At 72.4% G+C, this 16556-nt stretch carries 14 protein-coding genes, 2 tRNA genes and 1 pseudogene; 6 read left to right on the top strand and 11 right to left on the bottom strand.

From position 1 onward, the window contains the following. From ACIRVK_RS21535 to ACIRVK_RS21515, 5 genes and pseudogenes are all read right to left on the bottom strand, one after another. Positions 1–885, bottom strand: a complete 885-nt coding sequence (locus ACIRVK_RS21535; RefSeq protein ID WP_404249312.1) for an amidohydrolase family protein — start codon at positions 883–885, stop codon at positions 1–3. A gap of 67 nt (positions 886–952) precedes the next feature. Continuing rightward, entirely contained in the window at positions 953–1828 is an 876-nt protein-coding gene (locus ACIRVK_RS21530; RefSeq protein ID WP_404249368.1) for a DUF2797 domain-containing protein, read from the bottom strand. Between the two features lie 46 nt (positions 1829–1874). After that, positions 1875–2039 carry a hypothetical protein gene (locus ACIRVK_RS21525; protein ID WP_404249374.1) on the bottom strand — a complete coding sequence of 55 codons (165 nt, stop codon included), beginning with the start codon at positions 2037–2039 and terminating at the stop codon, positions 1875–1877. A 41-nt stretch (positions 2040–2080) separates the two neighbouring features. Next, positions 2081–2410 (bottom strand): annotated as a pseudogene (locus ACIRVK_RS21520) (phosphotransferase); the annotation flags it as partial. Positions 2411–2495: 85 nt separating this feature from the next. Continuing rightward, entirely contained in the window at positions 2496–3236 is a 741-nt protein-coding gene (locus ACIRVK_RS21515) for a VOC family protein (protein ID WP_404249310.1), read from the bottom strand. A 130-nt stretch (positions 3237–3366) separates the two neighbouring features. On the opposite strand from ACIRVK_RS21515, the gene ACIRVK_RS21510 reads away from it, so the two are divergent. The 4 genes from ACIRVK_RS21510 (at position 3367) to ACIRVK_RS21495 (ending at position 4874) form a co-directional block, all read left to right on the top strand. Beyond that, the gene (locus ACIRVK_RS21510; protein ID WP_404249308.1) at positions 3367–3585 is read left to right on the top strand and encodes a hypothetical protein; all 219 of its coding nucleotides are present in this window, start codon (positions 3367–3369) and stop codon (positions 3583–3585) included. 103 nt (positions 3586–3688) lie between these two features. Further along, on the top strand, positions 3689–3913 hold the full coding sequence (locus ACIRVK_RS21505) for a hypothetical protein (RefSeq protein ID WP_404249306.1): 225 nt from the start codon (positions 3689–3691) through the stop codon (positions 3911–3913). A 122-nt stretch (positions 3914–4035) separates the two neighbouring features. Further along, positions 4036–4314 (top strand): hypothetical protein, encoded by a 279-nt coding sequence (locus ACIRVK_RS21500; RefSeq protein WP_404249304.1) that lies wholly within the window; start codon positions 4036–4038, stop codon positions 4312–4314. Positions 4315–4607: 293 nt separating this feature from the next. Continuing rightward, complete coding sequence (locus tag ACIRVK_RS21495; RefSeq protein ID WP_404249302.1) at positions 4608–4874, top strand: hypothetical protein; 267 nt, start codon at positions 4608–4610, stop codon at positions 4872–4874. Between the two features lie 111 nt (positions 4875–4985). On the opposite strand, the gene ACIRVK_RS21490 is transcribed toward ACIRVK_RS21495, so the two are convergent. The 4 genes from ACIRVK_RS21490 to ACIRVK_RS21475 form a co-directional block, all read right to left on the bottom strand. Then, positions 4986–5058, bottom strand: a tRNA-Arg gene (locus tag ACIRVK_RS21490). Positions 5059–5184: 126 nt separating this feature from the next. Beyond that, positions 5185–6699 (bottom strand): hypothetical protein, encoded by a 1515-nt coding sequence (locus tag ACIRVK_RS21485; RefSeq protein WP_404249300.1) that lies wholly within the window; start codon positions 6697–6699, stop codon positions 5185–5187. After that, a complete protein-coding gene (locus tag ACIRVK_RS21480) occupies positions 6696–8669 on the bottom strand; it encodes a hypothetical protein (protein ID WP_404249298.1) in 1974 nt (657 codons plus the stop codon). Before ACIRVK_RS21480 ends, ACIRVK_RS21485 begins: the two co-directional genes overlap by 4 nt. A 199-nt stretch (positions 8670–8868) precedes the next feature. Next, a tRNA-Ser gene (locus ACIRVK_RS21475) sits at positions 8869–8962 on the bottom strand. A gap of 161 nt (positions 8963–9123) precedes the next feature. Here ACIRVK_RS21475 and ACIRVK_RS21470 point away from each other — a divergent pair. Next, positions 9124–9618 (top strand): SSI family serine proteinase inhibitor, encoded by a 495-nt coding sequence (locus tag ACIRVK_RS21470; RefSeq protein ID WP_404249296.1) that lies wholly within the window; start codon positions 9124–9126, stop codon positions 9616–9618. 230 nt (positions 9619–9848) lie between these two features. Then, a complete protein-coding gene (locus ACIRVK_RS21465) occupies positions 9849–14120 on the top strand; it encodes a PAS domain-containing protein (RefSeq protein WP_404249294.1) in 4272 nt (1423 codons plus the stop codon). 36 nt (positions 14121–14156) lie between these two features. Here ACIRVK_RS21465 and ACIRVK_RS21460 read toward each other — a convergent pair whose 3' ends face one another. Continuing rightward, positions 14157–15833 (bottom strand): long-chain fatty acid--CoA ligase, encoded by a 1677-nt coding sequence (locus ACIRVK_RS21460; protein ID WP_404249366.1) that lies wholly within the window; start codon positions 15831–15833, stop codon positions 14157–14159. A gap of 115 nt (positions 15834–15948) precedes the next feature. Beyond that, positions 15949–16506: a SigE family RNA polymerase sigma factor gene (locus tag ACIRVK_RS21455; protein ID WP_404249292.1), complete on the bottom strand. Its 558-nt coding sequence runs from the start codon at positions 16504–16506 to the stop codon at positions 15949–15951. Between the last annotated feature and the right edge of the window lie 50 nt (positions 16507–16556).

The raw sequence follows: 16556 nt of genomic DNA, 5'->3' as shown, positions 1-16556 counted from the left end.
TCACAGCCCGAACAGCCGTGCCCCGTTGTCGTGGCACACGGCCCGCAGCCAGTCGTCCCCGAGGTCCAGGCGTTCCAGGGCCTGAAGTTGCCGGAGGTACGGATACGGGATGTTGGGGAAGTCGCTGCCCAGCAGGATCCGGTCGCCGAGGTCGGCCAGCCGGGGCAGCGCCCGCCGGGGGAACGGCGCGAACCGCTCGCCGAAGTCGGTGAACGCCATCGTGGTGTCCAGCCGCACCCGCGGGTACCGCTCGGCCAGGTCGAGGAAGTCCTCGTACTCCGGCATCCCCATGTGCGCGACCACCAGCGGCAGCCTGGGGTGCCGGGCCAGTACGCGCGCGATCGGCTCGGGTCCCGTGTGCTTGCCGGGAGCGGGCCCTGAACCACAGTGGATCACCACCGGAACCTGTGCCTCCGCGAGCAACCCCCAAGCAGCGTCAAGGAGTTCACTGGCCGGGTCGTAGTCACCCACCTGCACGTGCGCCTTGAAGACCCGCGCCCCGGCGTCGAGCGCATCCTGGACATAGCCCTCGACCCCGTCCTCTGGAAAGAGGGTCGAGGTGTGCAGACAGTCAGGGGTACGGGCGGCGAACTCGACGGCCCAGCCGTTCAGCCAGCGCGCCATGCCGGGCTTGTGCGGATACAGCATCGCGGTGAAGCGGCGCACGCCGAACTCCCGTATCACAGCGAGCCGTTGCTCCTCCTCCGCCCGATAGGTGATCGGCCACTCCACCCCGCCGATCAGCGGCCCGAGCGAGTCGAAGTAGTCCCACACCTTGCGCAGCACCCGCTCGGGCATGAAGTGCGTGTGCACGTCGACCAGCCCCGGCAGCCCCAGCCGCTCCCAGAACCGCCGGACCTCACCGGCCTCCGCTGTCCCAGCCATCCGCCCTCTCGACCCGCTCGACCCGCTCGCTCGCCGTCTTCACACCTCTTCCCCCGGCCATGGTCCATCAGAAGAGTCCGTCCTGAACCCCCGCTTCCCCCTTCACCTCCCTCACCGGAACGGTGACCCCGTCCTCGCCCGCCGTCGGCACGAGGTCCCACCCCCTCATCAGCCGCGTGTCGAGCACGACCACCCCGCGTCCCGTATCGAGGTGCAGATCAGGCCCCGCGGCCGCGAGCAGCTTCCCGTTCACCCCGCTGCCCGCGGCCAGTTCGGTCACCTCCCCGGCGGCGGCCGGAAGGTCGGTGAGCCCGAAAACCCCGACGTGGTCCACGACTCGGCACGGCTCCCGCGCCAGCGACTCCGGCCACGCGGTCAGCGCGCCGGCCCGGGCGTGCAGCGCCTCGACCTCGGCCGCCCGCTCCGGAGCCGACGCCGGCAGCCGGGAGCGGACCGCGCGTTTGTCGCCGTAGGGGATGCGGTCCGGCACCCCGAGGGCGGCGCGCAGCAGTTCCTCCGTGCGCCGGGCCGCCATCAACGGGCCGAGGCCCAGCCAGCTGAAGCAGACCGCACCCTGCTCGAGCAGCCGCGCCGAGCCCCGCTCTTCGGCGGTGATTCCGACCTTGACCATGCCGGGCCCGAACCACGCCAGATACACGCGGTACGGCCGCGGATCGTCGGCGATCGTGTCGGCGGCCACGGAGTGCGCCCGGTCCAGCCGCGCACACTCCTCGCACCGCGCCCCCGTACTCCGCCCCGGCACCACCGCCCGTACCGGGCACGCGTGCCCTCGCGCTCCCACACACGTCCGCACACCCCCGTCCGCGACCCCGAAGGCCACCCGTTTCCCCCAGGTCAGCGCACTGCGCCGCCCGCCGTCCCACGCCAGCACGGGACCGCTGTCCGCCCACCGCAGCCCCGAGCACTTCCATGCCTGTGCCATCGCCTCCGAGAGTAGAGGGCACCACTGACATCGCCTCGCCGGGCGCTCACCGCAAGGCTTGAGCGAAGATCTCGTAGTAGGCGGCCGTATGGGCGTGTTCGCGCTCCGACCGGTCGACGCGCTTGGTGATCCGGTCGGCTTCGGCTCCGGTGGAACCGGTGAGACGGGCCGCCCGCCGACGCGCGTTGCGGGACTGGCGCACCAGGTCCACGCCATGTAGCCGAGGTCGTCCAGCTTGTCGCCCGGTGCGGCCGTGTCGAAGTCGATGAAGGCGACGGGCATCCCGTCCGGACCGTCCGGGAAAACGGCGTTGTTCGGTCCAGGGTCGTCGTGGCACACGACGGAATACGGCCCGGTGAGGCGGCATGCGCACGTGGCGTCGTGCAGCGCTCGCGGCAGGGCGCCGCCGGCGGCGACCTGGGCGTCGGTCCAGCGCTGGAAGCGGGCCGGGACCCAACCGGGGAGGTGGCCGAAGGTGTCCCGTCCGGCCGCGTCGAGGCCGAGGTGGCGCGGGGCGCCGGTGAAACCCTGCTCATGGAGGTGACCGAGCAGTTCGGCGACGACGGCGGACGACGCGCTCACCGGCCGCCGTACCGTGTCTCCGACCCTGACCACACCACTCGGCCGTCTTCCCTTCTGACGCGCAGGGCCGCCTGGGCCGCTTCCCTCAGGACGGGGCGAGGACGCAGAACTCGTGGTCCTCCGGGTCGGTCAGGCAGGTCCACGGGACGTCGCCCTGGCCGATGTCGAGGTCGGTGGCGCCGAGGGCGCGCAGCCGGGCCACCTCCGCCGCCGTGTCGTCACCTGGGTAGGGCAGCAGGTCGAGATGGACGCGGTCCGGCGCGGTCTTCGCGTCGGGCGTGCGGAGGAACTCGAGATACGGGCCTGCCGCCTTGGCTGAGCGCAGCACCGCGTGATCGTCCTCGACGTCGTGCACGATCCAGTCCGTCGCCTCGCCCCAGAACCGGGCCATGGCCCGTGGATCCGCGCAGTCGGCGACCACCGCGGCGATCGGACCGGTGTCCCGGTAGATCTCCCGCGGCTCCAGCACACAGAACTCGTTGCCCTCGGGGTCGGCGAGGACGGTCCACGGCACATCGCCCTGGCCCACGTCGGCGGACGTCGCCCCGAGAGCCCTCAGTCGGGCGACCAGTTCCGTCTGCTGGGCCGCGGAGGTGGTGGCGAGATCGAGGTGCACCCGGTTCTTCGCCGCCGTCTTGGCCTCCGGGACGGGAACGACGTCGATGCCGAGGACGACCGGGTCCGGCCAGACGAGTCCACCGCCGGGTCCGACATACGTGGTCACCCCGGCGCTGTACGCACTCCAGCCAAGCGCCTCCGCCCAGAACCGGCCGACCGCCGCGGCATCGAGGGCCTTGATGTTCACGTGAACGGGTCGCAACGCCATGCCGGCGATCTTATGCAGGTTGTGATCTTGGCGGTCGGTTCCAGGGGAACGCCAGCCGGCCCCTGCCTCGCGGGCCGCGTATCGCTGCTTCCGATGGACGCATAAATCGAACACATGATTGAATTCAGCCATGCGACCGTTTCCAGCCGACCTCACCCGGGCGCAGCAGGAGTGGAGCGCCGCCTACCAGCAACTCGCCGAGCGGCCCGGCGGTACCGAGCTGCGCCGGCGTCTGTACCGGCTGTCGGTTCAGCTGTTCTTCCACTCCCACTGGCAGCAACGGCGACCGAGCCCCGCGGCGTGGTGGGAGCTGCGTCGCGTGGGACGTACGGGCAGGGACCTGACGTGAGCGGCTCCACCGCGGGGCGCGAGCGCCGTACCCGCCCGGCACCGAGGGTCCGCCCATGACGCGCTGGAGTGCGGAGCCGTACCCCGCGGACGATCCTGAAGGCATGTCGGGACCCATTCGCGTGATCGTCCACCCGCCATCGCCCACGGGCGGCCGGCGCGTCCGCGTGGACGGCGAGATCCTCGGCCTGGCCCACACGATCGTCGACCTGGTCGAGTTCCTCCGCCGAGCCGGCCTGGAGGTCGACGCCGACGAGGTCGCGCGGGCGTCGTGGATCGACTGGCGCGGGGTGGGCCCGGACCGCTGGGGCCCGGACAGCGGCATGTGAAAAGGGCACGTGGAGCAGGGCATGCGGGGCCGACATGCGAGACCGCTCCGCCCGCCATCGTGCCCCGACCTCCCCCGTGCTACGTTGCGCCCCTTGATCGTGAAGGTTGGGTGGGGGCCCTCATGAAACTGGCGCGATTCTCGCCGCCGCTCGCCGCAGCGCTGCCCGTGGGACTGACGACGGTCGCCGGCGCCGGCGCCGCGCGCACGTCGGTGTACGTCGACCACTGCTCCTCGGGAGCCTGGCGCCACGTCACCTCACGGAGCTGCGCCCCCCTCTACTCCGACGGCCGGTACGGCCACGACCGCGCCCTGAAGTCCTTCGCGGCCAAGGGATCCCAGACCGGCGGCGTATGGAGCGGATCCACCTACCTCACCGTCCTCCCCGGTAGCCCCTCATGAGGCCCGGCAAGGCGGAGAAGGCTGGACAGCCAGGGTGGACCAAGGACAAGGCGGGAGCGTACCTGGCGGGTACAACCGGCTACTTCCTCACTTCTGGGCTGGCTCGCGACCCGGCCGAGCGACTGACCCGGGACCATCCACACACAGCTGTCACGCTCATCAGCTTGGCGGTTGCCACCCTCGCGTACCGGCTCGGACTCTGGGTGATGAGAAAGCTTCCCTGACGGCTCCCGGGCACCTTGAAGGACTCGCCCAACCCGAGCTGTTTGCTGCCCGCGTGGCATCCTGGCGCCATGGCGGCGGACGTTCAAGACGACCTGAGGTCCCTGCTCAACGCCTGGGACCCGATCGGCGTGGCCGATCTTGTACACGATGAGTACGACTGCCTCATCGTGCCGATCCTCAGCCGACTGCGGTGCGGAGCCGACCGAGTGGAGTTGGGTGAGTTCCCGCTCCGCGAGATGACGGGCCACTTCGGTCTGAGCCACCCGCACGACGCGGACGCAATGGCGAACCGCCTCACCACTTGGTGGACATCGACGTATTCACGCGAGCCCTGACGCCCAGCGTTCGAACTGCCCTCCGGCCGACGTCAACGGCTTCAGTACCCCGTTGCTGTTCACCGCCGGAACGCGAGAGGCCCCGCATCCCTGCGGGGCCTCTCGCTTGTGTGCACTCGGCAGGATTCGAACCTGCAACCTTCTGATCCGTAGTCAGATGCTCTATCCGTTAAGCTACGAGTGCTTGTTCTGTTCTGTGTCGTTATCCGGGCCCGTGGGCCCTTCGCGGCGACAGGAAGAACATTACATGACTGCCGCTGACATGTGAAATCCGTTCCGTGCACCCCTTGTGAGCTGCGAAAACGGCGTTTCAGGGCTTGATCACCTGTTCGAAGGTGTAGGTGCCCCGCGGGTCCAGTCGGACGATGGCCATGGGCTTGTCGTGCGGGTTGCCGTCGGAGTCGAGCTGGATGGGGCCGGTGACGCCCGCGGCGGTCACGCCGGTGACGAGTTGGCTGAGGGTGCTCTCGGCGTTCACGGTGGCGGAGCCGTCGTCGCCGGCCGCCTGGTGGATGGCGACGCCGAGGGTCCAGACGGCGTCGTGGCCCAGGGTCGCCTGGCCGTCCTGGAGTTCCTCGTCGCCGGTGCCGCCGAACGTGCGGCGGTAGAGCTCCACGAACCCGGTGTAGGGGTTGTCCGCCTTGGCGTACAGCCGCTCGGGCAGTCCCGGATGGCCCAGCGCCGTGTAGAGCACGGTCATCCGGCTCACGGTCCAGTCCCGCTGGAACTGCTTGACCGTCGCGTCGGGAGTGTTCGCGTCGTAGTACACGCCCACCGCGTCGTCCCCGGTGAGCACCGTCACGGGGCAGCGGCGGCCGGCGGCCGACATGGCGATGACCAGACCCCGCAGGTTGGCCCCGCGGCCCGCGAAGAAGATCGCGTCCGGCTTCTTGTAGCAGACCTGCTGGGCGACCGCGGAGAACGCGTTGCTGATGCCGTCGATCCCGGACGCGTACTGCACCTCGCCGTCCATGAGGGCGAGTTTCTTGGCGCCGGCGGCGGTCATGAAGTCCTTGTAGAGGGACGTGTTGTAGATGTCGTCCTGGTTGCGGTCGCGGATGACCAGCACCTTGTAGCCGTGCCTCGCCCGCTGCTGTCCGGCGAGGTAGGCCGCCGCCGCGCTCGCCTGGTCGCTGTTGGGCGCGGAGACGCGGAAGAAACCCACGGCACTCGCGGAGCTCAGGGCGTCCGCCGTCACCGTCGCCCCCATCATCGGCACCTTCGCCGCGCGCAGCGCGTCCACCGCCTTCAGCGTCCCGCCCCGGCTGGTGCCGAAGCCCGCGACCGCCACGAGACGGTCCTTGCCGTGGGCCATCGCGATCAGCTGGTCCGTCAGCGGCTTCCACTGCTGCGAGCGCTCCCCGATGTTGGCGACGAGCAGCCGGATCTGGGGGAGGTCGCCGAGCCCGCCGAGCTGGTTGTCGTTCAGCTGCCGCTGGGCCAGGTAGGCGCCTTTCAGCTCCTCGACGATCTGGTACTTGGCCGCCTCGTCGTTCGGGTCGGAGGAGAGCGGCTCGACGTAGGCGACGCTCACCCACTTCCGGCCCGACTTCTCGACCCGCCGGTTCTCCTCCTTGATCTTGTCCATGACGGGCTTCAGGGAACTGCGGAACGCGTACGAACCGTCGCTGACTCCGACGCACTCGTTCTGGGGGCCGGTCCTGCGCACGCCGGACCCGCACTCGTCCATCTTCTGGGAGATCAGCAGGTACGCGGTCACCCCGGCGGCGACGAGCAGGACGACGGCCGCCGCCCAGGGCCACCTGCGGCGCGGCGGTGGGGTCGGCCGGCGAATGCCCCCGTGGGGGTCCGAGTTGCCGCTCACCAGGGTTTCCTCTCGTACTGTTTGGTCCGCTCGCGGAACACGAACAGGTCACGGGCGTCGCGGGCCAGCATCCCGAGCGCCCTGAAGTCCTCGGCGATGTCGCCGTACAGCTCCGCGTAGGGGTCGCCGAACGGGTCCTCGTAGAGCTCGGCGTAGGGATCGGTGCGCGGGTGGGCGGTGATCCAGCCCGCCACCAGCAGCCTCGTGATCACCTTGCGCGTCTCGTCGCCCGAGACGGAGCCGACCAGCCGCTCGTACCGGGCCCGGGGCTGTTCGGGCAGGCCCCCGCTCCAGCGGGCGGGGGCGCGCTGGAGCCAGGACAGGTCCGCACACCACTCGTCAGCCGGTACGGTGCCGAACCTGCGCCGCAGGTGGTCGACCGCGCTGTCGACATCGCCGCAGGCCAGGTCGTAGTAGACCCGGGTGCGTTCGTCGCGTGCCGCGGCCTGGAGTCTGCGGCAGGCCGCCTCCCAGGGCCCCGCGCCGGGTTCGCCGGAGGCCGCGTCGAGCAGGCGCAGCAGCAGGAAGCGCGCGACCGGCTGGGACACGTCGGCGGCGACCGCCTCGAACCAGGTGCGCGAGGCGAGGTTGGGCAGCAGGCCCGGGGCGGCCTCCGCCTGGTCCGGGGTCAGTGCGGCGGCGGTGCTCGGCAGCGCCCGCCACAGGGCGTTCTCCACATGGGGGAGCAGCCGGTCCAGGACCTGGGGCGCGGCGGTCAGCGTGGGGTCGAGCCCGGGCACCGCCTGCGGCAGGGCCAGGCACTGCCGCAGCCGGGTCTCCCAGTCGGTGTCGGCGGGGAAGCGGCCCAGGGTCTCGAGGACCACGCCGGTGGCGGCGGGCTGCCCGCGGGTGGCGCCGTACACCGCCCAGCCGAGCCACTCGGCCTGGTCGCGCACCGGCGGCAGCTCCGCCCGCTCGGGCAGCTCCCTGAGCACGGCGGCCGCGTGCTGCGCCACCTCGTCGCGGTTGAGGTCGCGCAGCCCTCCGACGTGCAGACCGCGCACCGGTACCGGCCGGAAAACCGTTTCCTCGGGCCAGCTCCCGCGGTCGTAGTCCAGCGCGGCGGACTGCGTCCCCTCCTCCCGCCGGGCCAGGGTCTGCGGCCTCGTGCGGGCGGCGGCCACCACCAGCAGCGGATCGGCGTGGCCGGCGGCACGGGATTCGAGCAGCAGCCTCAGCAGCCGGTCGCCGGCCTCGTGGTCGGCGTTGTCCAGCAGGAGGATGCAGTGGGCGGTACGACGTCTTCGCCCGCGCCTGTCGGTGTAGGCGGCCCGCAGATCCGCCAGGAATGCCCGCAGCAGCAGCGCCTCCGCCTCGTCGCGCTGCACGGACGGGCCGTTGAAGAGCCGGTTGACCTGGACCAGGAAGTCCATGGGCGCGCGGTGGCGGCCGGCGTCACGTGCGGCCTGCGCGACCCGGCGGCGGATCTCGACCGACGCGCGGATGCGCTGGCCGCCCCGGACGACGGGGATGACCTGGGTGGCCCAGCCGGGCACCCCGCCGATCGCGGCCGCGACGCCCTGGATCAACGGCTGGAGCCTCTCGTACGCGTACTCCTGCTGTCCGTCCGGCTCGAAGGCCGCGTGCATCTCCTGCACGGCCCGCTCCCGGGACCGCGTGTTGACTCCGGTGACGACGGCCATGAGCAGCACGCTGAAGGACGGGAACAGCAGCGGCGGGGAGTCGTCCTTGACCTCCTGGAGCCGGAAGACCAGCTCGGTCAGTGCGTCGAAGAACGACTTGGCCTGGCCCTCGGGCGTGGCCGCGGCCAGGTCGACGGAGGCCAGCGGAAGGCGCTGCCCCCAGTGTTCGAGGGACCGCAGCAGGGAGCTCTTCCCGCTGCCGTGCGGCCCGAGCAGCAGCAGCGCGGGCGGGGTGCCCAGGCCGGAGCCGGGCGTACGGTCCACGTGCTCGTCGACGTAACGGCGTACCGCCTGGTCCCGTGCGGACCGCCCAGGCCACTGAGGCATGGCACACTCCCCCCGGCATGCGCACACGTAACGTGTTTACGTGATGACTCAGACTGCATCGATCACCTTGTACGACAAGCGATTTCCCCGCTTTTCCCACCGGCCACACACAATTCCGGTAACGCAGTGAAAACGACCCGGGAGCCCGTGAGAACGACTCAGGGAGCCCACGCCGTTCGGCATGGACTCCCTGGGAAGGTGGCGGAGGCGGAGGGATTTGAACCCTCGATGGGAGGTAAGTCCCAAACCGCATTAGCAGTGCGGCGCCATAGACCGGACTAGGCGACGCCTCCAGCACAACCGCCCGCGCGAGCGCGAGTGGTGCGTGCAGATGATGACACAGTCGAGCGTGCTGTCACCAATCGGCCTCCACGGTACTAGGCAGCCCGCCCGCAGGGCAAAGGCGTTGTCGGCGATGCGCAACGTCCGGGGGGCGAGCCGCGTTGGGCAGGTCATGTCCGCCATGACCCGCCGCAGCCGTCGGCTCACCCGGCTCCTGATCGCCGCCACGGCCGCCACCGCCGCCTCCTGCGCCCTGCCCGCCCTCGCCCACGCCGGCACCGCACCCCGCACCCTCGCTCCCCCGCCCGCCCGCGACGAGGACCGCGCCACCGACCACCTCACCGTCACCGTGCGCCACGCCGGCGCCGACCGGGACGGCACGTACCAGCTGTACTGCCACCCAGGCAGCGGCGACCACCCGGACGTGGCCGGCGCCTGCGAGACCCTCGACCGGGGCACCCGGTGGGGCCGCGACACCTTCGCCGCGGTAGCCGGCGGCAGCATCTGCACCCTGCAGTACGGCGGCCCCGCCACCGCCCATGTCACGGGGACCTGGGCCGGCCGCCCCGTCGACGCCTCCTACAGCCGCGGCGACGGGTGCGAGATCGCGCGGTGGGAGCGGATGGTGCCGGTGCTGCCCGATCTGCGACCGCAGAGGCGGTGGTGACCGTGAAAGTACGCACAGGATTTCCCGGGCGGAAACCGCCGGTCCGTAAAGTCGCGCAGGCCAGGGGAGGCGGTCACATGTTCTGCTTCACTTCGTCGTGCGACCTCCCTCTCATCCGGCGTCGCGAGCGCAACCCGTGCCTTTAGACTCCCTCGCGTGACACGTCGCGGGCAGGTTGGCAAGATGGCCCGAGCGGTCGGCAAGGTGCGGTAACAGGGAGGAAGCGTCTCGTGAGCAGCAGGCCATCCCGAGGCGCTGCTCGCCTCGCAGCCATACTCGACGCGCTTCCCGACGCGTTGGTGCTGGTCAACGCCAACGGAACGGTCGTCAACGCCAACACCATCGCGCTCGAGGCCTTCGAAGCGCCCGGGACCGCGCTGGTCGGGCGCGGGCTGCTCGACCTGCTGCCGCAGTTCGACTCCAAGCTCATCCCCGGCTCCATGCGCCGCCCCGACCACATGGACCCGCGCGGGCGCACCAAACCGACCCGTATGATCGCCCGCCGCACCGACGGCACCGAGTTCCCGGTCGAGGTCACCAGCGCCAACCTGGAGAACGGCCAGCAGGCGTACGACGGTTACGGCTACAGCGGCGACGAGCTGCTGATGCTCGTCGTGCGCGACCTGACCGGCACCGTGGACACCGAGGCGGAGCTGGCCCGCTCGCAGCGGCAGACCGAGATGATCCTGCGGGCCGCCTCCGAGGGCGTGGTCGGCACCGACACCGACGGCCGGATCGTCCTCGTCAACCCGGCCGCCGCCCAGATACTGGGCTACCGGGCCAGCGACCTCGGCGGCAAGCAGCTGCACACCCTCGCCCTGCACTCACGCGCCGACGGTTCCCCCTTCCCGTACGAGGAGTCGGCGCTCGCCGACACCCTGCGCTCGGGACGCAAGCACCGGGTGCGCGGACAGGTGCTGTTCGCCAAGAACGGCGACCGGGTCTCGGTCGACCTGACGACCGCGCCGGTGCGCGACGGCGACCAGCTCGTCGGCGCCGTGATGACCTTCACCGACCGGCGGCCCTACGACGCCCTCGTCGAGGAGAAGGCCGCGCTGGAGAAGCGGCACGCCGCGGAGGTGGACCGGCTCGAGGAGGAGCACGCCTCCGAGCTCACCGCCCTGCGCCAGAAGCACATCAACGAGGTCGAGGAGCTGCAGGAGCAGCACGAGGAGGAACTCGCCGCCGGCGACGAGCGGTACGCCGCGCTCGGCGAACGCGAGAAGGACCGGTACGAGGCCCTCGCCGGACGGCACGAGCAGCTGCTGACGCTGCTGGGGCGATCCCTGCGCGGGCCCCTGGACGAGCTGCGGCGCGAACTCGCCGCGCTGGCCGCCGACGACGCGGGGCAGCTGTGGCCCGAGGCCAACCAGGTGCTGCACCACCTGTCCGCCGGGTACTCGCGGATCACCACCCTCATCAACAACGTCCTCGGCTATCAGCGGCTCGACACCGGCGTCGAGCAGATCGTCCGTACGAAGGTCATGCTCGACGCGGTGGTCGCCGCCGGTGTCGACGGTGCCGTGGAGCTCATCGGGCCCGGCCGGGTGCAGTTCGCCGTGCACGCGCCGCCCATCGAGGCCGAGGTCGACCCGCAGCGCCTCGCGAGCGCGCTCGCGCACCTCGTCGCGGACGTCGCCGGCGTCGACGCGACCGGCAACGCGCCCGTGTCGGCGGGCGGTTACATGGACAACACCGTCGTCGTCGCGGCGGCGCAGCGCGGCGAGGTCGTCCGCATCGAGGTACGCGGGCCGTACGCCGGCGGAGACCCCGTGCACGAGCCGATCGTGCGCGGGATCGTGCGCGCCCACGGCGGTGTGCTGCAGACCCACGAAGTGCCGGGCATGAGCGGCAGCGCCTATGTGCTGGAGGTGCCCATCGGCGGCGGCGCGGGCGCCGTCGCGGCCCAGGCCCCCGCCGAGCTCCCCGCCGCGGACGAGACCTCCGGCGGACGGCGCCGAGGCCGTCGGTCCTCCGTCGACGCCTTCCTGGACGGCGACGACGCCCAGGAATCCGGCACCGACGAACCCGGTACGGCCGTCGCCGTGTTCGGCGCCCCGGACGCGGAGGCCGGTGCGCCGACCGGGCGCCGCCGGAGGCGCGCCGTCGAGGAGTCGGCCGCCGCCGCTGCCGCCACGGGTGCCGTGGAGGTGTCCGGCGGTACCGGGCGACGGCGCGGGCGAGCAGCCGAGGGAGCCGGGGCCGCCGGGGACGGGGTCTCCGAGGGCGCCGTCGTCACGGCCGCCGAGCACGCCGCGGGGACCGCCGCCGCCGGTACGGGGCTGGGCGGGACCGTACCGCCGCAGGGCGTTCCGGCACCGACGGGACGACGCGCGCGGCGCGACGGCGGCGAACAGCACGCGTTGCCCGCGGCGCTGCCTGCCGGGGGGCAGTCGGCGGGAGCACCGGCGGTGGAGCCCGCGGCCGCGGACGACCAGGGCGAGGACGGTCAGCCGACGGGGCGTCGCCGCCGCGCGCTGGCCGCCGCTAACGAGCGCGCCGCCGCGCAGGAGGCCGGCCCGCGCTCGGTGTTCGCGCTGCCCCCGGCGGAGGCGGACCGGACACCCGGCACGGATGCCGGCGGGCAGGGGCTCATGCCGGTGCAGCCGCAGGTCACGGGGCAGGGGCCGGTTGCGGCTCCCGCGCCGGGGTTGGTGCCGGCTGCGGGGCAGGTGCCCGTTGCGGCTCCCGGGCAGGGACGGGTGCCGGCTGCCGGGCAGATGCCGGTGGCGGGACAGCCGCCGGTTCCCGGGCAGGTACCGGTTCCCGGGCAGCAGCAGGTGGGCGCACAGCCGCAAGGGTCAGGGCCGGCGCCGGTCGCAGGACAGGTGCCCGGGCCCGCGCAGGCGGCGGTCGTGCCGGGGCAGCCGCAGGCGCCCGTTCCCGCGCAGGGCGAGCAGGGTGCCTCCGGTGACGCGCCCACCGAGGACGGCCGGCACGACGCCGTACCGCACGACCAGTCCGGCGACCACACCCCGCCCCAGCCGCATCCCACGAGTGCGCCCACCGGACGGCGCCGTCGTGCCGTCGCCCAGCCCGCGGCGGGTACCGCCGTACCGGAGGCCGTGCCGAGCGGTACGGCGCCCGGTCAGCCGGTCGCCCAGGGGCAGCCGGCTGCCGTCGCCGTGCCCCCGCAGGGGGCTCTTCCGGCGGGTGTGCAGTCGGCTCCCGGTCAGCCGATTCCGGCGCAGATGGCGCCGGGGCAGTCGGTTCCCGTACCGGTACCGGGCGTGCCCGCGCAGAACGCGACCGGGCAGGTCGCCCTGCCCGTCCAGCAGCAACAGGCGCCCGGGCAGGGGCTGCCGGGTCAGGCCGTCCCCGGTGCTCCGCTGCCCCCCGAGGCGCGGGCGGGGGCCGCTCAGCCGCTTCCCGCCGAGGCGGGCGCCGCTCCCGTCGACCCCAACTCGACGCAGGGACGGGCGATCAGCGTGCGGACGCTCGGGCAGGGGGTGCCGTTCACGCGCCAGGCGGCGCAGGTGCAGCAGCCGACCGCGACGCCCGCGCCGCACAACCCGGGCGGTTCGGGGCGGCGCCGCAAGCTGGGGACGCGTACCGACGCCGGCACCGCGCCGGAGCAGACGGCCCGGCCGCATCCGACGGCCGAGCAGGCGCCCGGGCAGGCCCCGTCGCGGTTGACGCAGACCACCGAGGGCAGCGGACGGTCCTACGCCATAGGCGCGCCGGACGAGAACGCCGCCGAGGGTCCGGAGCCGCTGGACGGTCCCGGCGGTGCCGTCGAGGTCGCGGACACCCCGCGGCCCGTTCCGCTGGACGACGAGCTGCCTCCGGAGCCGCTGGACAACCCGCGGCGGCTGCTGGTGTGGCCCGCGCCGGACGTGACGACCCAGCAGGCGCTCAGCGACCGCGGGTACCGGCCGGTCATCGTGCACTCGCGCGAGGAGGTCGACGCTCAGATCGCCGCCTTCCCGGCCGCCCTGTTCGTGGACCCGCTGACCGGGCCGATCACCCGGACGGCCCTGCAGTCGTTGCGGCAGGCCGCCGTCGCCGCCGAGGTGCCGGTGATGGTCACGGCCGGCCTTGGGCAGGCGACGCGCGAGGCGGCGTACGGGGCCGACCCCGCGGTCCTGCTGAAGGCGCTGGCGCCGCGGGACAGTGAGCAGCATCCGCCGCGGGTGCTGCTGATCGAGGAGCACGCGGAGATCGCGCTGGCGCTGACGGCGACACTGGAGCGGCGCGGGATGCAGGTGGCGCGGGCCGCGAGCGACGCGGACGCGGTGACGCTGGCGGGGCAACTGCGGCCGAACCTGGTCGTGATGGACCTGATGCAGGTGCACCGGCGCCAGGCCGGCATCATCGACTGGCTGCGCGCGAACGGGCAGCTCAACCGCACCCCGCTCGTCGTCTACACCGCCGCCGTCGACCAGGCGGACCTGCCGCGGCTGGCGTCCGGCGAGACGGTGCTGTTCCTGGCGGAGCGGTCGACGAGCACCGAGGTGCAGGCCCGGATCGTGGACCTGCTGGCGCGGATCGGCACCAACTGACGCTCGGGGCACGCCAGTTGGTGCCGGTCGTACGGTTCAGAGCTGGGTCACGTCCAGCTCGCCGTCGGCGTACCGCCTGCGCAGCACCTTCTTGTCGAACTTGCCCACGCTGGTCTTCGGCACCGCCTCGATGATGGTCCAGCGCTCGGGGAGCTGCCACTTCGCGATGTGGCCCTCGTCGGCGAGGAAGGCGCGCAGGGACGCGAAGTCGGCGGTGGCGCCCTCCTTGAGGACGACCGTGGCCAGCGGGCGCTCGCCCCACTTCTCGTCCGGCACCGCCACGACGGCCGCCTCGGCGACCTCCGGGTGGGACATGAGCGCGTTCTCCAGGTCGACCGAGGAGATCCACTCGCCGCCGGACTTGATGACGTCCTTGGCGCGGTCGGTGAGGGTGAGGAAGCCCTCGGGGGAGATGGTGCCGACGTCACCGGTCTTCAGCCAGCCGTCCTCGCTGAACTTGTCGGCGGGGCGCAGGGGTTCGGCGTCCGGGCCGTTGTAGTAGGCACCCGCGATCCAGGGGCCGCGCACCTCCAGCTCACCGGCCGACTCGCCGTCCCAGGGCAGGCGTTCGCCGCCGGGGCCACTGAGCCGCGCCTCGACGCCGGCCGGGAAACGGCCCTGCGTCAGGCGGTACGCGAACTCCTCGTCCGTGCCCACCACATGGGCGGGCGGACGGGCGATGGTGCCGAGCGGGGAGGTCTCCGTCATGCCCCAGGCGTGACAGACCCGCATACCCAGATGGTCGAAGGCCTCCATGAGGGAGGGCGGGCAGGCGGAGCCGCCGATGGTGACCTGGGTGAGGGAGGAGACGTCCCGCGGCTTGGCGTTCAGCTCGGCCAGCAGACCCTGCCAGATGGTCGGGACGGCGGCCGCGTGGGTGGGCCGCTCGCTCTCGATCATCTCGGCGAGCGGGCCGGGCTGCAGGAAGCGGTCCGGCATCAGCAGGTTGACGCCGGTCATGAAGGTCGCGTGCGGCAGGCCCCAGGCGTTGACGTGGAACTGCGGCACCACGACGAGCGAGGTGTCCTGGTCCGTCAATCCCATCGACTGGGCCATGTTGACCTGCATGGAGTGCAGGTAGATCGAACGGTGGCTGTACACCACGCCCTTGGGGTCGCCCGTCGTGCCGGACGTGTAGCACATGGCGGCGGCCTGGCGCTCGTCCAGCTCGGGCCAGTCGTAGGTGGTCGGCCGGTCCGCGATCAGCTCCTCGTACTCGTGCACCCGCGCGCGGGCGCCCTCCAGGAGCGAGCGGTCGCCGGGGCCGGAGACCACGACGTGCTCCACCGTCGGCAGGTGCGGCAGCAGCGGGGCGAGCAGCGGCAGCAGCGTACCGTTGACGATGACCACCTTGTCGGCCGCGTGGTTGACGATCCACACCAGTTGCTCGGCGGGCAGGCGGAGGTTGAGGGTGTGCAGCACCGCCCCCATGGAGGGGATCGCGAAGTAGGCCTCGACGTGCTCGGCGTTGTTCCACATCAGCGTCGCCACCCGGTCGTCCCCCCGGACGCCGAGCTCGTCCCGGAGGGCGTTCGCCAGCCGTACGGCCCGGACGCCCGCCTCGCCGAAGCTGCGCCGGTGCGGCTCGCCCTCGCCGGTCCAGGTGATGATCTGCGACCGTCCGTGCACCAGCGTCCCGTGCGCCAGGATGCGGGTAACGGTCAGCGGTACGTCCTGCATCGTGCTCAGCACGGTGTCCTCCCGGGGCGACATTGCCAACGCGGCGGTAGGGTCTGCGCTGATTCTGCTCACATACCGCGCGGTATGTCACTAGCTGCCGGTGAACGATCGTGTCACGCCGCTCCCCCGTACCCGCCGGCTCGGCGCGTCACCGCACCAGGCCCAGCTCGGGGTCCTCCCGCAGCTTGCCCAGCGCACGCGACACCGCGGACTTGACCGTGCCCACCGACACGCCCAGCACCTCGGCCGTCTGCACCTCGCTCAGGTCCTCGTAGTACCTCAGGACGACCATCGCCCGCTGCCGGTCGGGCAGCTTCATGACCGCCCGCCACATGGCGTCGTGCAGCGCCTGCTGCTCGGCGGGATCGTCCCCGCCGGGCACGGGCTCGGGCTCGGGCAGTTCCTCGCACACGAACTCGTCGACCTTGCGCTTGCGCCACTGCGAGGTGCGCGTGTTCAGCAGCGCCCGGCGCACATAGCCGTCCAGCGCACGGTGATCCTCGATCCGCTCCCAGGCGACGTACGTCTTGGTGAGCGCGGTCTGCAGCAGGTCCTCCGCGTCGCTCGGGTTCGCGGTCAGCGACCGGGCGGTACGCAGCAGCACCGGCTGCCGGGCCCTCACGTACGAGGTGAACGACGTGTACGGAATGGTCTGCGTCGCCGGCTTGGCGGCGGTCGAAGCGCTGGTGCAGACGGGTGTGGTCATGGCTCCACGCTATGAGCGGGGGGCCTCCGGCTCATCGGCCGCAGGTCCCG

Source organism: Streptomyces sp. NPDC101152, assembly GCF_044768275.1.
Classification (GTDB): domain Bacteria; phylum Actinomycetota; class Actinomycetes; order Streptomycetales; family Streptomycetaceae; genus Streptomyces.
This window is presented reverse-complemented; position numbering and strand designations above follow the sequence as displayed.